21 protein-coding genes are annotated in these 23654 nt (G+C 32.6%); 9 read left to right on the top strand and 12 right to left on the bottom strand.

Features of this window, described 5'->3' with window-relative positions:
* Positions 1–27: 27 nt before the first annotated feature.
* The 4 genes from ACJMLB_RS03820 to ACJMLB_RS03805 all read right to left on the bottom strand — a co-directional run bounded on the left by ACJMLB_RS03820 (position 28) and on the right by ACJMLB_RS03805 (position 4224).
* Positions 28–1356 carry a magnesium transporter gene (locus tag ACJMLB_RS03820; protein ID WP_405324075.1) on the bottom strand — a complete coding sequence of 443 codons (1329 nt, stop codon included), beginning with the start codon at positions 1354–1356 and terminating at the stop codon, positions 28–30.
* Between the two features lie 131 nt (positions 1357–1487).
* Entirely contained in the window at positions 1488–2096 is a 609-nt protein-coding gene (locus ACJMLB_RS03815) for a potassium channel family protein (protein WP_296870466.1), read from the bottom strand.
* A 92-nt stretch (positions 2097–2188) separates the two neighbouring features.
* Positions 2189–3343 carry a cysteine-rich small domain-containing protein gene (locus ACJMLB_RS03810; RefSeq protein WP_405323815.1) on the bottom strand — a complete coding sequence of 385 codons (1155 nt, stop codon included), beginning with the start codon at positions 3341–3343 and terminating at the stop codon, positions 2189–2191.
* A gap of 89 nt (positions 3344–3432) precedes the next feature.
* The gene (locus tag ACJMLB_RS03805) at positions 3433–4224 is read right to left on the bottom strand and encodes a hypothetical protein (RefSeq protein ID WP_405323813.1); all 792 of its coding nucleotides are present in this window, start codon (positions 4222–4224) and stop codon (positions 3433–3435) included.
* A 368-nt stretch (positions 4225–4592) separates the two neighbouring features.
* Between ACJMLB_RS03805 and ACJMLB_RS03800 the strand changes: the two genes are divergently transcribed.
* From ACJMLB_RS03800 to tsaA, 3 genes are all read left to right on the top strand, one after another.
* Positions 4593–6338 carry a DNA-directed DNA polymerase II small subunit gene (locus ACJMLB_RS03800; RefSeq protein WP_405323811.1) on the top strand — a complete coding sequence of 582 codons (1746 nt, stop codon included), beginning with the start codon at positions 4593–4595 and terminating at the stop codon, positions 6336–6338.
* Positions 6339–6431: 93 nt separating this feature from the next.
* Positions 6432–7013 (top strand): class II aldolase/adducin family protein, encoded by a 582-nt coding sequence (locus tag ACJMLB_RS03795; protein WP_405323809.1) that lies wholly within the window; start codon positions 6432–6434, stop codon positions 7011–7013.
* Between the two features lie 79 nt (positions 7014–7092).
* On the top strand, positions 7093–7584 hold the full coding sequence (tsaA, locus tag ACJMLB_RS03790; RefSeq protein WP_405288535.1) for a tRNA (N6-threonylcarbamoyladenosine(37)-N6)-methyltransferase TrmO: 492 nt from the start codon (positions 7093–7095) through the stop codon (positions 7582–7584).
* Between the two features lie 213 nt (positions 7585–7797).
* Here tsaA and ACJMLB_RS03785 read toward each other — a convergent pair whose 3' ends face one another.
* Entirely contained in the window at positions 7798–9591 is a 1794-nt protein-coding gene (locus tag ACJMLB_RS03785) for a nitrous oxide reductase family maturation protein NosD (RefSeq protein WP_405323806.1), read from the bottom strand.
* 519 nt (positions 9592–10110) lie between these two features.
* Between ACJMLB_RS03785 and ACJMLB_RS03780 the strand changes: the two genes are divergently transcribed.
* Positions 10111–12141, top strand: a complete 2031-nt coding sequence (locus tag ACJMLB_RS03780; RefSeq protein WP_405323804.1) for a NosD domain-containing protein — start codon at positions 10111–10113, stop codon at positions 12139–12141.
* A 156-nt stretch (positions 12142–12297) separates the two neighbouring features.
* Here ACJMLB_RS03780 and ACJMLB_RS03775 read toward each other — a convergent pair whose 3' ends face one another.
* The 4 genes from ACJMLB_RS03775 to ACJMLB_RS03760 all read right to left on the bottom strand — a co-directional run bounded on the left by ACJMLB_RS03775 (position 12298) and on the right by ACJMLB_RS03760 (position 14820).
* Positions 12298–12579, bottom strand: coding sequence for a DUF2149 domain-containing protein (locus ACJMLB_RS03775; RefSeq protein ID WP_405324073.1), 282 nt, complete (start codon positions 12577–12579; stop codon positions 12298–12300).
* Positions 12580–12685: 106 nt separating this feature from the next.
* Positions 12686–13351, bottom strand: a complete 666-nt coding sequence (locus tag ACJMLB_RS03770; RefSeq protein WP_405323802.1) for a MotA/TolQ/ExbB proton channel family protein — start codon at positions 13349–13351, stop codon at positions 12686–12688.
* 67 nt (positions 13352–13418) lie between these two features.
* Complete coding sequence (locus ACJMLB_RS03765) at positions 13419–14135, bottom strand: DUF2162 domain-containing protein (RefSeq protein WP_405323800.1); 717 nt, start codon at positions 14133–14135, stop codon at positions 13419–13421.
* A gap of 178 nt (positions 14136–14313) precedes the next feature.
* The gene (locus tag ACJMLB_RS03760; RefSeq protein ID WP_405288526.1) at positions 14314–14820 is read right to left on the bottom strand and encodes a Panacea domain-containing protein; all 507 of its coding nucleotides are present in this window, start codon (positions 14818–14820) and stop codon (positions 14314–14316) included.
* 278 nt (positions 14821–15098) lie between these two features.
* Here ACJMLB_RS03760 and ACJMLB_RS03755 point away from each other — a divergent pair, with 278 nt between their 5' ends.
* The 3 genes from ACJMLB_RS03755 to ACJMLB_RS03745 all read left to right on the top strand — a co-directional run bounded on the left by ACJMLB_RS03755 (position 15099) and on the right by ACJMLB_RS03745 (position 17119).
* Positions 15099–15353, top strand: coding sequence for a UPF0147 family protein (locus tag ACJMLB_RS03755; protein ID WP_405323797.1), 255 nt, complete (start codon positions 15099–15101; stop codon positions 15351–15353).
* 319 nt (positions 15354–15672) lie between these two features.
* Complete coding sequence (locus ACJMLB_RS03750; RefSeq protein ID WP_295607242.1) at positions 15673–16038, top strand: HIRAN domain-containing protein; 366 nt, start codon at positions 15673–15675, stop codon at positions 16036–16038.
* 79 nt (positions 16039–16117) lie between these two features.
* Positions 16118–17119, top strand: a complete 1002-nt coding sequence (locus tag ACJMLB_RS03745) for an ARPP-1 family domain-containing protein (RefSeq protein ID WP_405323795.1) — start codon at positions 16118–16120, stop codon at positions 17117–17119.
* Positions 17120–17323: 204 nt separating this feature from the next.
* On the opposite strand, the gene ACJMLB_RS03740 is transcribed toward ACJMLB_RS03745, so the two are convergent.
* A complete protein-coding gene (locus tag ACJMLB_RS03740; RefSeq protein ID WP_405323793.1) occupies positions 17324–18349 on the bottom strand; it encodes a cobalamin biosynthesis protein in 1026 nt (341 codons plus the stop codon).
* A 153-nt stretch (positions 18350–18502) separates the two neighbouring features.
* On the opposite strand from ACJMLB_RS03740, the gene ACJMLB_RS03735 reads away from it, so the two are divergent.
* Together ACJMLB_RS03735 and ACJMLB_RS03730 are read left to right on the top strand one after the other, a co-directional pair.
* Entirely contained in the window at positions 18503–18973 is a 471-nt protein-coding gene (locus tag ACJMLB_RS03735; RefSeq protein WP_405323791.1) for a DUF2299 domain-containing protein, read from the top strand.
* A 1034-nt stretch (positions 18974–20007) separates the two neighbouring features.
* Positions 20008–21177, top strand: a complete 1170-nt coding sequence (locus ACJMLB_RS03730; RefSeq protein WP_295607257.1) for a Cdc6/Cdc18 family protein — start codon at positions 20008–20010, stop codon at positions 21175–21177.
* A gap of 135 nt (positions 21178–21312) precedes the next feature.
* Here ACJMLB_RS03730 and ACJMLB_RS03725 read toward each other — a convergent pair whose 3' ends face one another.
* Together ACJMLB_RS03725 and ACJMLB_RS03720 are read right to left on the bottom strand one after the other, a co-directional pair.
* Positions 21313–22386 (bottom strand): hypothetical protein, encoded by a 1074-nt coding sequence (locus tag ACJMLB_RS03725; protein ID WP_405323788.1) that lies wholly within the window; start codon positions 22384–22386, stop codon positions 21313–21315.
* A gap of 10 nt (positions 22387–22396) precedes the next feature.
* Complete coding sequence (locus ACJMLB_RS03720; protein WP_405323786.1) at positions 22397–23431, bottom strand: hypothetical protein; 1035 nt, start codon at positions 23429–23431, stop codon at positions 22397–22399.
* Between the last annotated feature and the right edge of the window lie 223 nt (positions 23432–23654).

The raw sequence follows: 23654 nt of genomic DNA, 5'->3' as shown, positions 1-23654 counted from the left end.
AAAAACATTATAAATAACTATTCAAGATTAAATCAAACTCAAAAGACCTAAAGACACTACAATCAAAATCAATGTGGATATTGAATCTGTCAGACTTGTAGATAAAGGAATGACAATATTATCCGGATCGAGCCCTCTTCTATATGAAATTGTAGAGATATAGAAGACTACAAGCAACATGACTAAAATCAGGATCATACCTGCAATAAGGCTTATCAAAATGGATTGAAGGTATCCGACACCAATGTTATTGAAAGCTATTGTAGAGGATTCAGCCAAGAATCCAATTAAAGGATACATTACAACAGCTAAAGTTACAATAGCTATGAAGTTTTCCATTGTATGCTTTTTAGGTCTCAATACCGGATCGATTAAACCGGAGTGAAGACCTGAAGACAATCTTGCACCTAATATGCTTACCAAACCGCCACTTTCACCAGAGAACAATGGAACCAATGTAAGCAATGTTTGATTCTTAAGGAGTGTGCTAAGTGAGTTGTTCAATATTCCACCTGCAACGGTTCCCAATATGGAACAGAAGAACAGGACTGGAGTGGATTGCCTAACGATATGCCTTACTTCATTGTCAGCAGTGTATCCTGAAATCAATGAAACCACTGTAATCAAGATAATGATTGCAAACAATACCATCTTGACGATTGGATTGAAACCTATTAGATTAACAATCAAAACACTTAAAATGATTGCAGGCAAGGTAAAGAAGTCTCCAACCGCTGCAATGAATGGTGTTGTGATGTTATCTGGATCCCAACCCCCTTCAAAACTCTTAAGTGAAATGAACATTGTAATAGGGAGCATGATGACTGTAGAAATCAATCCGGCTATAAATGAAATCAAGACAAAGTCGAAAAGGCTTATGCTTGGGAAATTGAATATTATACAGATTATTTTTGCAATTGCTCCAAGCAATACGGAAAGGACCATAGTCAAGATAATTGATGCTGTAATGTTTTCATCCAAAAGGTCTGACCTTTTGAATTCAGGAGATATTGTACCAATGTGGAGGTGAGTGCTTAACCTTGAACCGAAGGAGCCGAAAATGTTTCCTCTCATACCAATAGCTCCTGGAATGATTACCATAAGGCCAGGATAGGTCTGTAGGAAGAATTCCATGTTTCCTAAAATGATACCTGCGCATAAGTCACCGACAGCACAAATGGAAAGGGCTATAAGGCTTTCCTTCAAAACAGAATCAGTGTCAGCTAAAAATTCTCTTATATAGCTTACAAAACGTGCTGGAAGTGAAACGACGAACTTTACAGCATTAAATAAAAATAGAATGACGCCAACAACCAATGTGATGATAGATTCCCCAAATTGACGTACCATCTTCATTAGACTTTTCAATTGGTTCACCTCCCATCATCATAGTGTCACATCCATACATATTAAATAAATAATTTTTTAATTGAAATCAAATCATATAAAATCTAAATACACATAATTAAATTTAAATCAGCTCTAAATTAATCATCATCAATGAATTCCTCAATGTTTCCTAAATCCTCTAATTGCATTTCTCCATCAGCAAGCTTTTCAATGATTTCAGTTCCTGTTTCGGATCCTTTAGCAATCAAAACGTCTCCTGCAAGGATAACGGTGTTCTTGTCAGGCCCGTAAATCCAGGAATCTCCACGTCTGATGGAAATGATCCTCATACCAGTACGGTTGAGCAATAGTAATTCTCCTAAGGATTGGTTTGCTAAAACAGAACTTTCTTCAACATTTACACGAATGATGTTCCTTTCGGATTCTTCCATAACCATTTTGAATACAAGGTGTGGTTCAAATCCTTTTAATGTCAAGTCAGCTAAATCCTTTGCAGCATTACCCATGGATTCAGCAGCTTCTGCAATCTCAAGCAAGGTAGTCAATTTCTCTGCATCCTCAAGGGAACGTGCAGCTACAAGAGATTGCTTCTTAATCTCATAATTCATGCTGTTTAGTCTGTTTTCAAGGGTCAAGACCTCTTCTGCTGCAGCTTTGTTGTTGAATAAAACAGCAGAATAAGCCAAATCAACCATTAATTCCGACATATCTTTCATTTCAATTAAAATATCTTTTACACTTGGCATTTTTAAAACCTTCTTTATTTTAATATGTAATAAATAAGCATTATTCGTTATATAAGTTAAAAAGTTAAATTAAAAAAATATTAAATTAAAAATTATTTTAAAGTTTTCAATAGACATTCACGTCTCAATTTCAATAATTCCATATGCTTAGTTTTTAAATCGTTCTTGTCTTCCAAAATGTCTTCCAAACCTTTTCTTACAGCTTGACATGGCTCTTCAAGATGAATCCAATCACAGTGTTGACAGCTCCAAACATCCTTGTTCTTGATCCATTCACCGCCAGTCAATCCATCAGCACATGGATAGAAAGGACAATAGCAGAAATCACATGCCTCCAATGCCTTATGGCATGGCAAATATTCACAATCATAGTCAAGGCCCTTAGGGGTTTCATCCTTCAAATACCTTTCAAAGAAATCAATGTTTTGTGAAATGAACTTAGGCTTGACTATATATTCACATGAAGTGACCATATAATCATCAAGCTTGTAAGTAAGCCTGTTTCCTATAATCAAAGTGGAATCCTCTCTAATGCTTTCCTCATTGATGTCCTTGAAGCATGAAATTTCATATGAATATCTTTCATTCACAATTCCTAGCAATAATTCATCGTTGAAATCATTGACTATTTCCTTAAGCAAGTTGAAATTGGTCTTATCTCCTTCCTCGCCAATTGGATTGTGAATAAACAATACAAAATCATTCTTTAAAGCTGACTTAATCTTATTCTTAAGCTCTTTGTCACAAACAAGAGGATTGTTTAAGTCAATGGATACGAAATCATTAAATGGAGCTCCCAATACAGCTGAACTGTAATCTATTGGAGAAACGGCAGGATAGATCTTCAATTCAACATCGTCATACTTTGTACTGATTTGAATCAAAAGATTGGCTATGCCATAAATGTTTCTTTTGTTGGAGCATATGAGAGCAACATTCTTTTGAGAAGACCTTGAAATGGCCAATTCTATTTTTGAATAGGATTCCTCAAGTTTAGAATAGATATCAGAAGTCTCTTCAAAAGACTCTGACTCATCCAAACCAATAATCACTTCATTATTGGACTCATCAACAACCTCTGACTCATCTAAATCATTTACAATGATTTCCTTGTCTTTAATATATGTATCCAAGTCACTTAAATCAAGATTATCGTAATTGACTATAATATCAGATTCAATTATGGCATTGAATGCATTTACAGTAATGTTTCCTATATCAGAACCCATGCTAATAAGATTAATCATCATATCACCTTTTTAGGGACCTTAGTTATTTTTTTATCTTTTGAAAAAAACCTTTAATAAATAAAATGATTTAGCTAAAAATAGCTAAATTAAAACAAATAGAATAAAGGTGCTAATAAATCGCTTGTGGAATCACTGGAACCTCCAGATGAACCGCCACCAGATGAAGAACCTCCACTAGATCCACCTGAAGAAGAACCACCAGATGAAGAACCTCCACTAGATGAGGAACTAGATCCTGAATCAGATGAGCTGGAACTGGAACTACTTGAACTGGAACTGCTGGAACTGGAACTGGAACTGCTTGAACTTGATTTGTATTTTGAGCTGGAACTTGATTTTGAGCTTGAATTAGATTCATCCAAGATGGAATAGCTATTGTCATTAGCATCAAATATTTTCAAGATTGAATCAACCTTTAAAGTGTCCAACTTAACTTCAATTCCATTGATTGTATGTTCAGCAGTGGCTGTAGCAATGATTTTATAATCTGGCTCACCGTTGATTATGATGGAACCTGATTTTCCGCTAGGCTTGGAATAACCGAAAGCGGTTACAGTTACTTCGAATTCTTCCTTGTCAGTATCATCAGTGGTTGTGATTGTCATGTTCTCTACATTGACACCATCGACATCCGCCACCTCTGAAAGCTTATCAGCCAATTCAAATTTATTTGTTACATTGATTTGGTCCGGATCTTTTATAAGCAATCCGCCAACATTCTCAGGACTGAAAAATGAAGTGACAGTGCTGACTTGCATATTTATTAATTCTCCTGGATCAGGAACCTCTCCAGTTGCTAAAGTATAGGAACTGAAAAGCCCTATTTCAAAAAATACAAAAAATAACAATATTATAAGTATTATTCTTGAAATTTTCATTTTATATACCCTTTATGAATTAATTTTTTAAATTTTTTTATTTTTTAAATTGATTAAATTAACTTTTATAATCATTTTTATAAGCAATGTATATGTTCATCACCAAAAACAAAAGTTTTCATGAGCCTCAATAAGTTTTAAATGCGATGAAGATATATTGTTAGTATCTTATAATGATATAGTTTATATTATTTATATATAATAAGATTATCGAAAAATAATGCAATATAGATTATTTTATTAACAATAAGAAGATAATATAAATATAAGATTAAATTAAAAATATTAACGAATGTAATGGAACTCTCAAAGGCGAAAATCACAAAAAGAAATCGTGTGATTTTGCCAAGGAAAAGGAAGTATAAAATATGACTGCTGAAATTCTTATTAAATTTGCAAGGAAAGGGATAATCCTATCTCCAGAGGCTTATGATTTAATCAAAAACTCTAAAAATCCTATAAATTTAAGTTCAGAGATTATTGTAAAATTGAAAAGCGGAAATTATTCTAATGAGATGGTTCCAGTTGATGTAAACACCATTAAAAATATGGAAGGGCTCAATTTAGAAATGCAAGAGCTAAGTGATATCACATCAGGCCCTGCAAAGCAAAGCCAAGCAATAGAAAAAAAGCCACTTGAAACCAAGCCACCAGAGATAAAAACCCAAACACAAGCTAAAGAAGAAAAACCAATAGCTACAGAAACTAGTGCTCAAAAACCAGAACCTGAAACAATTGAAACTGCTAAAACACCAGAAAAAGAACAGCCAAAAGTAAATCCTGGTTACGCTAGTGAACATGTAGTGAAAATTGAAGATTCAGAAGTTTCAAAAGATGTGGAAATAAAATACAAAAGAAACCTTACTGAATCCAAAGTCAATTTTGATAAATTCAAGGTCCTCAAAGACACAAGCAATAAATCTTACACAAGCGGTGAGATTGGAAACCTAATAGAATACTTCCAAAACAGATACAAGAAACTATCTGGAATATTGGAAAAGAGGCCTGAACTTAGAACCTGGCAAAAGATCAATGAAATCACTGAAAATCAGACCGACTTGAACCTGATTGTAATGATTACAGATATCAGAAGCACCAAAAACGGCCATTACCTGATTGAAGTGGAAGACGATACCGGTTCAATGCCTATTTTAGTAAGCAAGGACAATGATGATTTGATAAGGGCTGCAAGAAACCTTATGAGAGATGAAGTCATTGGAGTCATTGCACAGAAAAGAGCTGGACCAAGTGAAAACAGATTGGCAATTTGCCAAAACCTCATTGACCCAGACGTTCCAAGAAAGGAAAGGAAAGAGGTTGATTTCGGTACTGTATTTACTTCAGACATTCATATAGGAAGTTCTACATTCCTTGAAGATGCATTTGTAAGATTCACTAGATGGCTTAATGGTGACTATGGTAGCGAAGAGCAAAGGGAAATGGCCAATAACGTTAAGTACATGATTATCGGTGGAGATATTGTAGACGGAATTGGAGTTTATCCAAACCAAGATAAGGAATTGGCAATTAAGGACATTACAGCTCAATATGATGAGGCTGCTCGTTTGGTTGGTGATATCAGAAGTGACATCAAGATCATCATCACTCCTGGAAACCACGATGCTTCAAGAGTTGCAGAGCCACAGCCTGCAGTGCCTGAAAAGTACGCTAAATCATTATACAAGCTAAATAATGTGGAATTCCTATCAAATCCAAGTACAGTAAGCTTGGATGGCCTTGAGGTATTGATTTACCACGGAAGAGGAATAGATGACATGGTGATGGGATCAAATGACTTCTCACACGAGCGAAATGACCTCGTAATGAAGGAATTCCTAAGAAAAAGGCATTTGGCTCCATTGTATGGTGAGAGAACTCCACTTGCTTCAGAACTTGAGGATCATTTGGTTATTGACTCTGTACCTGATGTATTGCATACAGGACACGTTCACATTAACACCTATGCAAACTATAAGGGAATTCACTGCATAAATTCAGGTACTTTCCAGACTCAAACAGAGTTCCAGAAAATTTACAACATCGTGCCAACACCTGCAGAGGTTCCTATCATTGATGTAGGAGGAAATTACAAGCAATTGAAATTCATTGATTAAATTAATTGTAATATCTTATCAGATGTTTGACTATTTAATAGCTATTTTTATCTGCTTTTTTTATGAATTTTGATATTTATTAAGGATGATAATATGGAAAAGGAAATTGTAAAATCCGTAGTGGAAATGTCAGCTTATGTTTTTGAAAGAGGATTGGTCTCTGGAAAAGCGGGCAATGTAAGTGCAAGATTCAAAGGTGAAAAGGGTGATATTGTAGCCATTACACCTACCTTAAAATCCCTTGCAGACTTAAGGGAAGAGGACATTGTTCTCGTGAATGAAAAGGGTGAACTCCTAACCAAAGGAAAGCCATCCTCTGAAGTGGGAATGCACTTGGCAATATATAGGAATAAGCCTGATGTTTATGGAATCGCACATACCCATTCACCATATGCTACAGGATTTGCATTTTCAAACAAGAAAATAAAGCGTCTTGAAGGATTTGGAGCTATTAAGTCAGAATACCTTAAGGACATTGAATACTTCAAGCCAGGAAGCAAGGAACTTGCTGAAGCTGCAAGTGAAGCTCTAAAGACAGAGGATGCAATCATCTTGAAGAACCATGGAGTCATAGCAACTGGAGAAACCGTGAAAGAAGCTGCTGCTCTCGTTGAATTCGTAGAGGAAATAGCTAAAACACAGTTTGTGACTCATGTCTTGAATTCAATTGAATAGAAGTTTATTGAAATCAAATCAATCATGATTTTTTTCTCGTTGTAAAAGTTTATATACATCAAAAATAAAATAGGATAGTATGAAAATAGAATTTGATATTATTGGAACAATCCATTCCCCATTTAAAGAGTTAGAAGGAATGCCAATCCAACCAACTGGTGCAAAAGGAATTAAAGGGAAAATATGTCTTAAAGATGAATTCAAGCCTGGATTAAAGGATATTGATGGTTTTTCACATCTAATACTTATCTATCACTTACATAAGACAAATGGAAATGCTTTGGAAGTAAAGCCATTTATGGACAATAAAACACATGGAGTATTTGCTACAAGATCTCCAAAAAGGCCTAACAATATTGGAATGACTACTGTAAAATTGGATAAGGTGGAAGATGATATATTATACATTTCAAATGTGGACATTCTTGACGGCACTCCACTTCTTGACATCAAGCCATATGTTCCTCAGCTATTTGAAGACACTTTAGTTGATGACATCAAGATTGGATGGTTTGAAACAAAGCATCAAAAGGCTAAAAACCAAAAGGCAGATGATAGATTCTTCAAATGAATTTATCCCACCTTCTTTTTTTATGAATTTTTTAAAAGTTTGATGTATGACGAACAAAATATGAGAAAATTTGATTTAAAATCAGTTGAAATGATGAAAAGGCTTAAAAAATAAAAAAATAGTAGATAGCATTAATTAAGTATTTATTAATTATTAACATCCATCCCTGATATTAAATAATTAGTAAAAATTCCTTAATTAAGTATCCGTAATTTAAAGTTCGAAATTATGATTATCAAGTTGATAATCGTCCTTATTTTTACTTCTATATCCTAATGCAATAATCAATATTACAAGAGCAACCGCAAATACTCCAAGCAATTGACTGTTTTTGGCAGTTGGAGGTGTGTTCTTTTCCTTTGTGATTTCATAAGCACTTATTCCTTTTGAAGCGCTTCCTCCACCATTCTCACCTGAATCGCCATTTCCTGCATTGGACTGGCCGGATAATATTCCAACACTGATGCCGCTGCCAGTAAAGTTACCTTCCCCGCTTCCGGAACCTGTTGATGAACCAGAGCCGCTTCCAGTTCCATTTCCAGTGCCTGAAGGACTAGCCCCTTCCTTTACAGGGAGATCCACTTTGTCTTGATCTTGACTAGGTTTTTGCTTATTTGAAACTACTTTATCCTCTAAAGTTACAGTAAAGGTATTGCTTCCAATAGTAATCTTTATCACAGATCCAGCAGGAAACTCATCCAAATCCAAACCATCCAGATTCAAGCGGCCATCCTCACCAACTTCAAAGGAACCGTAATCCTGGCCATTGACATTAACATTGTCAACTGTAAACGCACCGGCACCAGCAGGTTTATCTCCTTCATACAATTGGCCGAAAAGTCCGTTTTCATCTCCGCCGAACCCCATGGAGAGATGCTTGAACTCGTCAGGAGTCAATGCTCCACCAAAGACCAAAGGACAAATATGACCCAATCCATAAGCTCCATCATTGTCTAGGTACCAATTTGAACCTATTTCCACTGGAGGACGAAGAACCTCTGCAGATTTTGCATCCCAACATTGGTTCATCCCAACAGTATTGTATTCATAGTTCATCTTTGCATATTTGTCAGCCCCATATTTCTTTCCAAATACAATTGCTGCGCCGGTATTGTCTTCACTCACATAAACTGTGTCTCTTGCCTTTGCAAACATGATTGTATTGTGTGTAATGTTATCCTCTGTGGAATATGAGTTTGCATAGATGTTTATGCAATTTAAACTTATGTTATTGCCCATTATCTTATTACGGGTGGTATATCCTTCCAATCTCAATCCGCTGACGGCATTGTCGATAATCTTGTTTTTCAATATGCTGTTGGCCTTGGAATTTTCCAAATGAAAGCCATCCAATCCATTGGAATAGACCCTGTTGGAAGTGATATTGTTCAAGACAGCATATTCAGCGAAGATACCATCATGGCTATTAGAAAAAATCCTATTGTTGGTAAAATTGGACCTGTTAAGATTGTTGAGGTAAATCCCATCATAATTGTCCTTTATAATATTCTCTTTTACTGTCAAGTATTTTGAATTGTTCAATAAGATTCCAGCTTTTTTCCCATGGGATATTGTATTTCCAATTATGCTAATGCTTGAACCACCTTCTACTATAATATCATAGTCGGCATTTCCAACAATGGTCAAGCCCTTTAAGGTAGAGCCGCTAGCCAAATTGGTGAAATAAAAACCGAAGGTATTTGCAATGCCCATACCTTGGGCTTTTGCTGATATTGAATCAGAAGTGTAAATCCTTGAATTCTTATTTGAAACAATATTCAGCTTCTTATTGACAACTATGGAGATATTGTTATAGGAGTTATCATTGAATTGAATGGTGTCTCCACTTTTCGAATTATCGATAATACTTTGTATCTCATCGTTAGTCGCTGAAGAGTGAATATTATAGAGTGATTCTGTAGATAGGACATCCTTTTCATATTGTGAAAGATCATCGTTTCCAGTTACAATCAAGGTATTATCATTAGTTATAGACGTTTCATCCACTTCTGCAGCTGATACTAGATTAATAAAAGTAAAAATCAAGATAAAAATAAAAACAAACCATAATATATGATTTATTTTTAAATTTAGGTTTAATTTTTTATTATTAAAACTCATAATACCATTTCCTAATATAAAATGATTAAATACTCTTAATAAAGTCTATTTTTATTAAAAAGTATAATAATGTTTTATATAAGAAGTATTTTAATTTATCTTTTTATTTATATTTAAATATTACTAAAAAGCATGAAAATTCTAATAAATTAAAAATTAATTAAAATTAACTCTTATTAATTGATTTAAATAAAAATCTAAAAGTTTATATAAATTAATTAATAAAGTTAATGTAAGGTACATTATGTAATAATTTACATATCAGTATCATAAAAATTAATTTTAATTGTCTTATCAATTGAAAAATGGATAATTAATCTTAAAAAACTAAATATAATTAATATTGGTGAAATATTCATATTTTACCATATATTTTTATTTTATAAAATAAATTAAGGAGATAATATGAATAAAAAGATATTTCTTATTGCAACATTGCTCCTTCTTACTATTGTTTCACTTGGAACCATTTCTGCAGAGGAAATAGATGATAATGTCATTTCTGATGACCCTTCTGCAATCGAAGTGGGAAATGGTGTCAACGAAGATGTTGTTGATGAAGGAGAACGCACCACCATAGAAATTGATTCGTCTATGGGCAATGCTGCAATTCAAGAACAACTAAACAGCATACAAAATCATACAACAATTAACTTTGCTTATGGAACTTATGAAAATACCAACTTGACAATTGGTAGTGACGGTGAAAGATTAAGTGACATTATCATCAATGGTAATGGTGCAACCTTAAAGGGAACCCCAAAACCTGGTAGCGGTGATCCTACTCAACAAGGAGACCTTAATAATTATGTGGGAATTTTCGAAGTAAAAGGAATAGATGGATTTACCCTTAGCGGATTTAACTTCATCGCAGAAGGACAAATAACCCAAATCACCCCAAAAAGCCCTTCATGTGTAATCATTTATGCAACCAAAAATGGTATAATTGAAAACAACAATATTACTGGCGGTCGTTTTGGTCTTTATGTAGGTAACAAGTTCCAGAATGGTAATGACAGCGCATCAAACTATGATACCATAATCAGAAACAACACAGTTACCGGTGTGGCTGATATGGGTATAATCAACTTTGGTTCACCTCGGTCTAAAATCATAAACAACACAGTCATTAATCCTGCAAACCATGGTATTGACGTAAGACATGGAAAAGGACCTAATGTTTTGGTTCAAAACAATACAGTCATAGGTGCTAAGGAAGGTATTTACCTCATGCACAGTATTGGTCACAATGCAACCGAAAATAAGCTCATTGACTGTGATGAGGGAATTGTCTGTTTCGGTTCAAAAAACATAATAATTGACTATAACAACTTCACAAATACAAGAATCAGAATATTGCTTTCCTCAGGATATTCAAACATCAATGTTGGAGAACATAACGACTTTGGTAAAAACCCTGATGTTCCTTTCCCTCCAAGCTTCGCATACTATATTGTAAGAGCGGATTCAGATTATGTAAACAGTACCAGCGGTACTTTCAGTGAAGGAGACAATATTGTCAATCCAAACATTACAAAAGTCCAATTCTATTATGTATCTGAAGAGGGAGACACTATAAACATTACAGAAGGTTCAATTAATGAAATTGATCCTAAGGCATATGGATTAAACAATATCATTGTAAAAATATGGGTAGATGACACTAACCCTATAGCTGAAGGAACCGTCGTAAAAGTAGCTATTGACGGTGCAGAAACCAATATGACAGCAGATGCAAGCGGTGCAGTGAATGTTGACTTAAGCACCCTTGGCGGCGGACAACACTATGTGACTGTCAACTATGCAGGTGATGACACATTTAAAGGATGCAGTTGGAGCGCTGTTTTCAAAGTTCCTGTTCCTGTAGTTACCCCTAAAGCCACTACTATTAATGCAACTGCTATTACCGCTACCGCTAAAATAGCTAAAAACTTAGTTTTTACTTTAAAGGATTCTAATGGAGCCATATTAGCAAACAAAAAAGTTAAAGTTTCAGTAAACGGTAAAACCACAACCGTTACTACCAACTACAAAGGTCAAGCTACAATCAAAGTTAACATGACTAAAGCAGGAACCTACTACTACTCCTTATGCTTCCTTGGTGATGACTCAGGATGCAAAGCTTCCTTCACTACTGTAAAAGTAACTGTAAACAAACAAGCTGTTAAAGCTACTTTTGCTAAAAAGACCCTTAAAGTGAAAGCTACCAAAAAAATCAGCTTCACTCTTAAAGATGCTAGCGGCAAAGCTTTAGCTGGCAAAAAAATTACCTTTAAAGTTAACAAAAAGACTTACACTGCTAAAACCAACTCCAAAGGTGTGGCAACTGTAAAAATAGTTATCAAGAAAAAAGGTAAATACACTGCAACCGCTAAATTTGCAGGAGACAGTGCATACAAAGCTATCAGCAAAAAAGCACGTATTACCATAAAATAAGTTTTTAAATTAGATTTTTGAGTATTCTCAAAAATCTTTATTTCTTTTTTTTTTTAATGTTTTAACTATATTGAAAAACAATAACTTTAAAAAAATTAATATTGTTTCAAATTTAACGAACTATCTCTATTTCCAATAAAAAAAGATAGAAGAAAATCATTCTTCTACCATAATCAGCTTACCATTAGAGTCCTGATACACCTTACCCATTTCAGTATATCCTTTACCTGACTTATTGCTCACATCAGGTGTCTCATTGAGCTGCTGACCTTGATCAACTTCACTGACCTGGCTCATCTGCTCCATTACATTCTGCTTCTCCTCTTGGGTCATGTCAGAGAAAACAACACCCTGCATATTCCAGGAAATTACCAAAAAGACCAAAAGACCGACCGCAATAACCAGCATTGCATCAACTAGATTTGCAGTTCCTGCCATAGGATCTTCACTGTCTTCAGACAATCTCTTTCCACCTTGACGACGCACCACATTTACCACCTTAAAAATTGACTGGATATTTTGAAGAAATATATGTCATTTTGATTCATTTTCCTCTCATTTCATCCTCTTTTTTCAATCTATCCAAAACTGTATCTGCCAAAGCATCCAAATTGGAAAGATACTGTTCATACCATCGTCTGCGTATTTTTCCAGCCACATACGCTACAGCACCTGCACCAATACCTACTACTGTAGTGTCAAAAGCAACTATGATTGCACTTGCAAGAGTGTTTACATCTCCGCTTCCAAGTGCAGCAAGACCTGGACCCATTGGAATCAATGTACCCATCAAACCAAGAGTAGGTCCAATCTTGGTTACAATATCTGTCTTTTGAAGGTTTTTCTCAATCTTGTCCTGTTCCTCTTCAAAAAGCTTTCTTGCAAGAGCACGTCGGGTATCTTCTCTTAAATCTTTGGATTTTGCAATTTCAATCAAAACAACCTTTTGAGAATGCTGAATATGAGCATCTTTTATAATGCCTTGAATGTCATCAACATCCTTGCAATTAGCTATTTTATAAATCAGATCCCTGATGAAATTTACAGGTACTTTCTTGTGAGAACTGTATTCTGAGATAAGGCTTCCTATAATGTATATGGCAAATACTGCAAAAGCCAATAGGAATATGATTACAGGTATCTGCAAGCTCTGAGCAATAACATTTAATGCGGAAGTCAATAAATCGCTTCCTGGAATTACTGTTACCATTTAACCACCAAAATATTAATTAATAAGTATAATATTTAATTTAAAAAAATAATAAGTTTTTAACTATTCAACTAAAATCTATTAGAAAATTCTTTCTTCTTGAAACTATTATTCCAATAGCTACAATTGCGCAAGCTATTGCAAATGTAAGTGTCAATGAATTCAATGAAGGAATTGTCATGTATTTCATTGATTTGTTGAATACTTGAATTATATTAGGAATCAATATGGAAGACAATAGGAAATAAATTCCTAAAAATAACATGAAGTTTCCAATGATAATCGGATAAGGCTTTTTAAGGAATTTAATAATTACATTAGATGCAAAATAACCTGTGATAATTACCAAAACCATAACTACTGCAACATATTTGCTTAATGAAAAGGCACCAAAACCAACTGTAGGGGCTGCCATAATTATGCTCGCTAAAATAGATCCAAAATAGCATGGGCAAGGAGCTACCAATATCATTCTAGTGGTCCTCATGGTGTTCTTTTCATGTTTTTTCCATTCTTTAATAGTATAAATGCCTGCAAAAATCATGATGAACGCCATTATCAAGAACAAAATAGAATTGTACGAATTTATAAAATAAGTTATTTGACTTGTGTATAGGGAAGCGATAGCTGACAAAAGCATTATTCCCCCACCATAGCCCAATGCAAGAATAGTTAAATTTCTCTTGGATATTTTTGCCAAACCGCTAGCTATCCCTAGCTTTGTGCCAAAAAGGATAACAGCTGCAAAAACACCTACTTGCCATAATGCACTAAACATTTCCATTATTACACCCATTAATTCAAGAATTATAAAAATATTCGATGTAATAATTTATGTAATACAATATATAAATATATTCTTATCAATAAAAGAAAAAAAGTTTATTTTTAGATAAAATTAAAAATAAAGTATATTATGAAGTTTTATTAATATGAAAATAAGTTACATTCAATGGAGTATTTCAGTTTATTTTTACAAAAACCTTATCTTTGCTTTTAGACTTGCTGGATAATGCCAATCCATATTCAATGATCTCATTATCTTCAGTCTTTTTTACAGGGTAATCTGATAGAGAATATTCCCCAATCTGCTTGCCGTTTAAATGACTCAATTTCTTAATGACCTTATTGATTAAAATCAATTCCTCTTTTTTGAAATCCATTTCAGGCCCCTTTAGGGAAAAGTATCTGTTCATAATCTTTCCGCATGGTAATCTTCTCTTTCCTAAGCTTATTTTGTTTTCCTCAACCAATTCCTCTATCGCCATTTCAAAATGAACAGGTACAGGACCTCTTTCCTTCTTTATGTAGGATTCATTTGTTATGGATTGATTGAACTCCTTATAATAATTGAAGTCTGAAAAGTAAAGCAGCTTGTGAAGCACTGTTCTTCCAACGGTGTTTCTGAAACCGCACTTGTAGATTATGAAATGCAATACGTTTTTGAATTTATCCTTATCAAAGTCCATTTTAAACCCTCTTTGAATTTATATATCACATATGCATTATTAAAAACTTTTTATTTTAACTCATAAAACACCAATAATCATTTATTAATATTAAAAAATTTTTTCGACTACAAAACTTAAAGAAGATAATCATTTCTTGATTTACTAACAATATACCATAAATATATATACTTTAAAAAGCATATTTTATATTGTTATTGACTATTTACTTTTTTTGAAACTCATTTATACTTATTTTGATAATATTTTCAAAAATTGATGAATAGGGAGGAATTATAATGGTAAACGAAACTTTTGAAGAAGTATCCGCAATTTTAAAACATATTATGGAAAACCCAAGTGTACCACGTAATATCAGAAGAGCTGCAGATGAATCTTTCCAAACATTAAACGATGAAAGTGAAGATCCAACTGTAAGAGCCAGTGCTGTAATCTTAAAGTTAGATGAAATCAGCAACGATCCAAATATCCCAGTTCATGCAAGAACCTTAATTTGGGAAATCTTATCTAAATTGGAAGCAATCACAGTTTAAATTTTCCAATTTAATTATTCTTTTTTTTACTTTTTTTAAATTATTTGAATTATTTTTTACAATTCTCTATTTTTTTCAATAATTTATCATTATTTTTCATTTTCTATCAAATTTTTAAAACAATTATATTTGCTGTAATTTTCTCTATTTCAAATAGGTCAAATTACAGGAAACCTAGACATGTATTTCAAGTGTAAAATTAAGAAAGTTTTGCATTGATTTCATTGCTTCTTATCAAAAATTCCTACAAATTGATAACCTTTATAAGTAACGGATTTCATAAAATAATGTACATGCTATTTTTATAGGGGTGAAATGTATGAACGAAGAAAAATTCAATGAAAAATATGTAACTGTAATCTGTTTTAACCAATTTCATGGAAAGAAGATATTTAAGATTGGTTCTATTTTAAAGCTCATTAAAGAGCCAGATAACAACCACGACTCAGAAGCTATAAGAGTTGAAATGAGATATGCCGGCAAAGTGGGATACTTGGCAAATAGCACTAAAACCGTTGTTAGAGGCACAATGAGTTCAGGAAGGGTTTATGATAAGATTGATGATGAAAATGCATATGCGATTGTAAAGTTCATTTCCCATCAAAATGTAATTGCTAAAGTCATCGAAGAGGATGAGCTTGCTGAACTTAGAAAAGATCCTGAAAATGATGTTAATTTCATTTAAGGCATTTTATTAAAATTTAATTTTTAAATGTCCATAATAAATTAGTTTGAATAGTATAAAACAAACATGGGGTGATGATGTGGAAAAGACAAACAAAAACATTGAAAACAGCGAAGCTATTGAAGATTTAAACAAGATTGAAAACATTGCATTTATTGACATAAACGGCACTAAAATATCCATTGAACTATTGGAAAGCCAAAAGTATGAAAATGTAGAGGCAATTCCAATTAAGAGTGATTACTTTGGGAAAAAGGATTTCCTTACTCTTAAGAAAGGATATGAGATGGGCCTTGTTGAAATCAAGGAACTTGAAAATTCTACAGTGAATACCGTTTTATGCAAAAACGATTCAGTTGCTCCACTAATATTGATTGATGGTGATGAAATTACCGGTGCAATGCAAAACCGTATAATAAATGACACTTTGCTCATTCCAGCCAAATCAACAATAAATATTCCAGTCAGTTGCACTGAACACGGAAGATGGCACACTAAAGGAGAAGGTGCCGAATCAAGAACCTTCAAGCCATCATTGTACTCTGCAAATCACAGTACAAGAAGCAGAAAATCAAGAGCTTCCTATGAAGAACGTGACTATCAAGGGGAAGTGTGGGATTCCATTAGTGAATTTGAATCCAGATCCAATTTCAAGTCAATGACCAGCGCATTGAATGACAGCTATGAAAACCTTAAGGATAAGCAAAATGACTACTTGAGCAAATTCCATATTGAAGATGGTCAAAATGGTGTTATCTTTATAGTAAACGGTGAAGTTAAGGGATTGGAATTGTTCTACAATCATAGCATTTACAAGGAGTATCATGAAAAGCTCTGCAGAAGCTATATCATAGAAGCTATTGTTGAAAAGAAATCTGTAGACAATATTGACAGATTGGAACTCATGAAGGTTTTGGAGAACATATCACAAAGTGAGTTCAAGTCTAAAAAATCCATAGGTCTTGGGGACAATCTCAAGTTTTCAAATGATTTCGGATCAGGTTCTGGCCTTGTATGGGAGGATGAACTGATTCACATGACTTTCTTTAAGGATTTTGTAATAAATGAAGTTATTATCTAACTTCATTTCTCTTATTTTTATAAACTCTTTTTGCATCAATTAATCACTTAGAAAGTAATATCCTTTTGCACCATACTCTTTTTTATATGATCAATAATTGAATTAAATAATCTTAAATCAAATAATTTTGATTAAACTAATAATAAATAAACTTTTTTTAAAAATAATAACGTGAAAAAATAAATTAAAATAAGATAATTTCTTCTATAACTGAAGAAGAATCAAATCCATAAATACGAAAAAGAAAAATATTGTAATCAAGAATATGCTAAGTCTTGCAATGTCTATTGCCTTGTCAATGCATTCCACTTTTAGGGGATGCAAATTATCACCTAATGTATAGACTCCCTCTTTTTCAAGTTGAATGTTCAAAGCTCCTGCTACAGTAGCCATAGTGTATCCTGAATTTGGACTGTCACAGTTTCTGGCATCCCTTTGCATAATATAATATGCTCCTCTCCAATTGAGAGCTAAGAATGCTGCAGAGATTACTATTAGAAATCCGGATATCCTTGCAGGAATGTAATTCAATATATCATCAAAATGAGCTGGAACAAATCCAATATTATAAAGCTCATCTGTTTTGTATCCAAGCATGGAATCCATTGTATCGACAACTCTATGGATCAATGCTGCAAGTATAGCCAATATGACAACAGTGAAATCATTGAATCCTAAAAGGAATGCTATTATACCAACGATTGAATAGTAAAAAATAGTTGAAACATAGGAATCAGGAATGTTTTCGGTTAATGTTTCAATAACAGCTGATATGATATGCTCCTTATTCAATTCACTTGTCTTTCTGCTTACCAAATAGCTTACAGCTTGACGTGCCTTGTTTAGATTGTTATTTTTCAAGTCATGACCTACGTCACGTGCAGAGTCAAGGAGCAGCTTAACTGAAAATGTGGATGACAACAATAAAATAGCCACTAATTTGAATAGGTATATCATTCCATCATTAAGGTACATGAAATGCTTTATGAGTAGCATTGGCACTAAAACAATAAGTGAAGAAACAGCTATTACACAGATAGAAACAATAAGTCCTGATATCTTATTGTCATATCCTATAAGATATTTCTTGAAAAAGCTGATGATGCTTCCAATCCATACAACAGGATGCAATTTTGCAGGAAACTCTCCTATCAATAAATCAAATGCCAAAGCAAAGAGCAGTATTGTAAGCAGCATATAAATTGAATTTGAGTAAAGTTCAGTTATCATTAAAATTAAATATATTAGCAAACTATATATAATTTATTGATATGATAAATTTATTAAAAAATTATTGGAAAATAAATAAAAATCATATAAATTTTTAATTGAATTTTAATATTTAAACATTTAATATTCATATTTATTTAATGGGATGATAATATGGCAATAGATGAAGAACAAGTCAGAAACTGGTTAATGGAAGAGGATCTTATCCGTGAAAAGATATTTGATGAAAACGCTAATTTCCATTACATCATTAACTTTCCAAACAACAATGCAATGGACATAATCAATCCTAAAGGAAAACCAGATATTCTATTGATTGGATGTGCAACTGAAGTTTCACAGGAAGAGCAGAACATTATTAAAAGCAGTCCTAAAGACATCAATCAGGAATTCATTTGGAAGATAAGATTTGCATTGAATGAAATGCTTCTTGATTTTGAATTGGACCATCCAAATGATCAATTGAAAAGATTCATCATCACAGATGACATATTTGGAGATGGACTCTCAAAACATGTTTTAATCAAAACAATAAAGAAAGTGTTCAAGGGAAAGCTTCAATGCATATGGATTCTTGGTAAAACCTATGGATCTATTCAAAATAATGACATTCCTGAATTATAATGGATTAATTCTGATAACAATAACATAATTATTAATTTCAATATTAAATATAATTATTTTAATTGTTAAAAAACTAATTTTTATTTTATTAATTTATTTTTTTATATTTTTTTTATTATCATTATTATTTGTTATTAAACTGTGAATTTTATTTAATTATTTTACGTCTTATTTTTAGTTATTTTTTCTTTAATTTCAATGATTTAACAACTTTATTTTCCATGATTTTTAGAGAGTGAGAGATGTATTTCTAGTGAAACGATTTCGAGGGTCTTGAAAGACTCGACGGGTCTATTTCAATTGTATTCAGTTGAAATTCAAGTCTCTATCTTTTTTAAAAAAATTCCTCATTAAAATTCTTTTTTCATGATTTAAAGACCAATTAATCTTTTTTAATTTTTTGATGTAAAAATTTTACACTTGAAATACATCCCTTCATTTTCGTTTTTTACCAATTTTCCTTTCACTTGAAATGGTACTCTCTGTCTTTTTTTAACCATTTTCTATAAATAATTAACTCTACAATGATTTAATTTTACTTAAATTATTTTATAACGATAATCATTCTGGAATATTGAAAAATAATCATAAAATTCAATTTATTTTAAAAAATTGTATCAAATCTGTTAAATTATTCAAATTTAAATAAAATTTTGACTTTATTTTAAAATAGACCACTATTTCAACTGTAAAATTTATTTTAAACAATTTTAATTTCTTTATTACACTTGCAATTCAGCTAATATTATTAAAGTTTTTTCCATTGTTTGAATTTTTGAGAATGTTCCTTAAATTTGAAATTATAAAAAAGTTTAAATATATAATCTGATAAACAATAGTAATACAGTTGAAATTTTACTATTGAATATGAAAATTTCTATTTTTTTAATATTATTTAACTTAATTTTTCTAAAATTTCAAAAACACGATTTTAGATCTTATGCTTAATTTTTATTAAAAAGGGTTTATAATATAAAATTCGCCAACACATTAATCGAATTTTAAAAAACACATAATATTTATGAGATGATTATATGAGTGACAACATTTTCGAAGGGCTTGATGAATACTTGCCTATGGATGACAATATCTTTAAGGATAAGAAACCTTTGGATCATCGTTTCTTACCTGATAACTTGCCACATAGGAAAGAACAGATTACATCTATTGCTAGATACTGGGTAGAGGCATTGAAAGGCACTACTCCATCAAACATTACTATTTATGGGAAAACAGGAACCGGTAAGACAGCAGCCGCAAAATTTGCAAGAGAGCAATTGATTGAAGCAGCTCGTGACAAGCCTGTTTCCATTTCAGTGGAATATGTCAGATGCACTGATTTCAATACAGAGTATCAAGTGCTCACTTACTTATGTCAAAAGCTAGGAAGGGAAGTTCCTAATCGTGGTTGGACTAAAGGGGAAATTGTAAATGCATTTAGAGATGTATTGAAAAGAAATGTATTTGGAAGGAACCGTATCTTGATTGTCATTTTAGACGAAGTTGACATTCTTCTTGAGAAGGATGGTGACGGCTTATTATATACCCTTACCAGAACAGACAACATTGCAATATTGTCAATCAGTAATTACCTTAACTTCAAGCAATTCATTAAGCCAAGAGTTGCAAGCAGTCTAATGGATAAGGAAATAGTGTTCCCACCTTATGATGCAGAGCAATTGGCTGACATCTTGAATGAAAGATCCGAACTTGCATTTTATGAAAACACTCTTGAAGACAGCGTAATTCCATTATGTTCAGCTATGGCTGCTAAAGAGGAAGGGGATGCAAGATATGCACTTGACTTATTGGAAAGCGCAGGAGACATTGCAATTGACAAGGGATCTGAAAAGGTCTTAGGCCAATATGTACGTGAAGCTAAAGATGTCATTGAGTACAATAAGGTCAAGGATGTCATTGTTACATTGCCTACCCAACAGCAAAGGGTTCTTGCAGCTATCTTAAGATTGACTCAAGAAGGAGAGGAAATCACTTCAGGTAAATTATTTGAGGCCTATAAGGAGATTTCAAAAGGAGATGCTGTTACCTATAGAAGAATCTTTGACTTTGTAAATGAGTTGGAGATGTTAGGAATCATTTCCACAAATACTGTTTCCAAAGGCAGAGCTAAAGGCAGAACCAATATCATTAGCTTGCAAATTGATACAGATCTTTTGGAAGAGAATTTGTATAGTGTTTTATAGCCCAGCTTTTCCGCTCCTTCGGAGCGAAAACCTGGACCAAAATTTTTACCTCCAACTTGGGAGTAAAAATCTTTTTTCTTTTTTTAACTATTTTTTCAATTTTTATAATTTTTTTATTATCATATACTTTTAATTCTATTTATACCCTGCTTTTAATATGAAATTCACATCTTGAACTCTAAAGTAATCATAGTTCATCTCATCATTAGATATTAAAACATCTGTCATGTTCTTTGGAATGGCTACTAAAACTGTTTTAAAGTCATCAATCCTATTTTTTAAAACATTGAAGTGTATAGAATAAATATTCTCTGAGGAATTTTCCAAATCTTCCATAAGGAATGGATTTAAGTCAATGACTTCCTGATTTAGTATTTCCTTATTTTCATTTGTTCTATTTAGACTCTCTAAAATCCAATAAGTGCCAGTGTTTTTAACAGATTCATCGCTTATCAGATAATAGTTATATTCATCCAATGATTCTTTATAGACTCTAAAGTTTTTACATAGCCATAGAGATTTTCCTTCATTTGAATGATTAGTTAAATTAGGATTACTGTCATGATTACAAAACATATCTTTATTGTAATCATCTCCATACAGTTCAAGGTCATTGAAATTATAGACTACAAAGTTTGAATAAAAATCACATTTAACTGTTCTATTCACTGTCACAATCTCATTATCATTGACATTATCATCTTCATCATCAAAATTGTATCCCATTTCAATAGGCTTTATTTCACTATTTAAAGGATAAATGGCCATTGAACTTCTGACACTATCATTAAAGAGATTTCCATCGACAAGTGAATCGTAATTGTTTTTTATCTTAATGAGCTTATTATAGGAAATTGCATTTGACATTATCATTTCATCACTTGCACTTTCACTGTAGAATTCACTATTTTCCACATTTTTATTCTTGATTGCAAGACCTGGAATAATCTTTTTTGACACCATCCCATTATCCGACCCAACATCCTCTTGCCAATTTTCAGGATTTCCAGGATTATTCAAAAGATAATCAGACGATTCGATTGCAATTCTTTCAAGTGATAAAATCTCTTCCTCACTTAGCATTTTTTCATTTAGGCCATCGCTTAAATTAGCTACCACTCCTATTATGAAAATAAGCAGTATGATAGATAGAAGCAGTTCACTGGAGTATAGAAGGCCATATTGGTCTTTGATTAAATCTTTCATCATATCGAAACCCCTAAAAGCCACCCATTCCATACTTGACCTTATGGCCATGAGGGTCAAGATAGAGAATCTCATTCAATCCATTTTCACTATTGTAGATGACTTCAACTCCTGGATAAATGTCATCACTGAATATTACATGGTCAGATCCGCATGCTGACACACGGTCTGTTTCATTAGTCTTTTGAGGATTTATAAATGTTTCAAAACCGTAATGCTCACATCCGCTTTTCCCTTCAAGCCTGCATAGGTAACATGCTCCATCCCTGCTTTCGTGATAATATCCATTGTCCCTGCAGTTTTTCATAATCCTTCCTTTGTCATCTCCATGATGCTTGTAAGGGTCATATGGACATTTCCTTATAATCAGTGGAGAGCTGGAATTGATATAGTAAGAGTGATTTTCAACACCATTTTCCCTTAAAAAATCAGATAATGAATTAGCATAGCTGTAAGAGGTTTCATTGTAGGAAAGGCCGTAATAGCTTTTCAAATAAAGAAGGGGAACGGGATCCTTTAAACCAATGCAATCAACATCAGATGATACAATCCTTTCAAATGAATAGTCTCCTTTCACACTAAAAATATGAGTCTTGAACTTGTATGAGAATGGATTTGATGTGTTTTCAATAGCTATCAATGATGAATTGATTTGCATATGGTAGTTATCATAGTATTCCTGGTTCTTTACACTTAGCTTTTCATCAATGATTTTCTTCAAATCGCTTTTGGAATCTAAACATGGCCTTTTGTTCTTTATAACCTCTTCACTTAAGTCTTCCATTGCCTCATGTTCAATAAGTGGAAGGTTTCTTATGTAGTCATCAAGAATATATTGGTAATTATTGGATGATACGACCTCTTTATTTTCATTCTCTTGACTAATTGCAGTGTTTAAAATGATTATAGACAATATCAAAAAGCCGATTAGAAGTAGACTAGTGACTATGATTGATAAATTTCCATCATTATCCTCTAAAAAATCTTTTCTAATCGAATCATTTTCAATATCATTTGTATTTTCATTATTTTTATTGTTAAACTTCATTGATTGCTTTATTATTAAAAATAATATTTAAATATTACTCAATTTTAATTTTAATCTTTTTAAATCATTATAATTTAATAAAAAGAGTGTAAATTACTTTTTCATTGTAATTTTTCACTGTTGTTGCAATTAAGGATTACTTTAAACTTTATTTGGTAAAGAATAGCCATTAACTTAAAACTTTATTATAGATGAATTATAAATAGATTAATGTTATTATAAA

The organism is Methanobrevibacter sp., assembly GCF_045114555.1.
In the GTDB taxonomy this organism is placed as follows: Archaea; Methanobacteriota; Methanobacteria; order Methanobacteriales; family Methanobacteriaceae; genus Methanobrevibacter.
The sequence above is the reverse complement of the archived record's forward strand: the minus strand, read 5'-3'. Positions and strand labels throughout refer to the sequence as shown.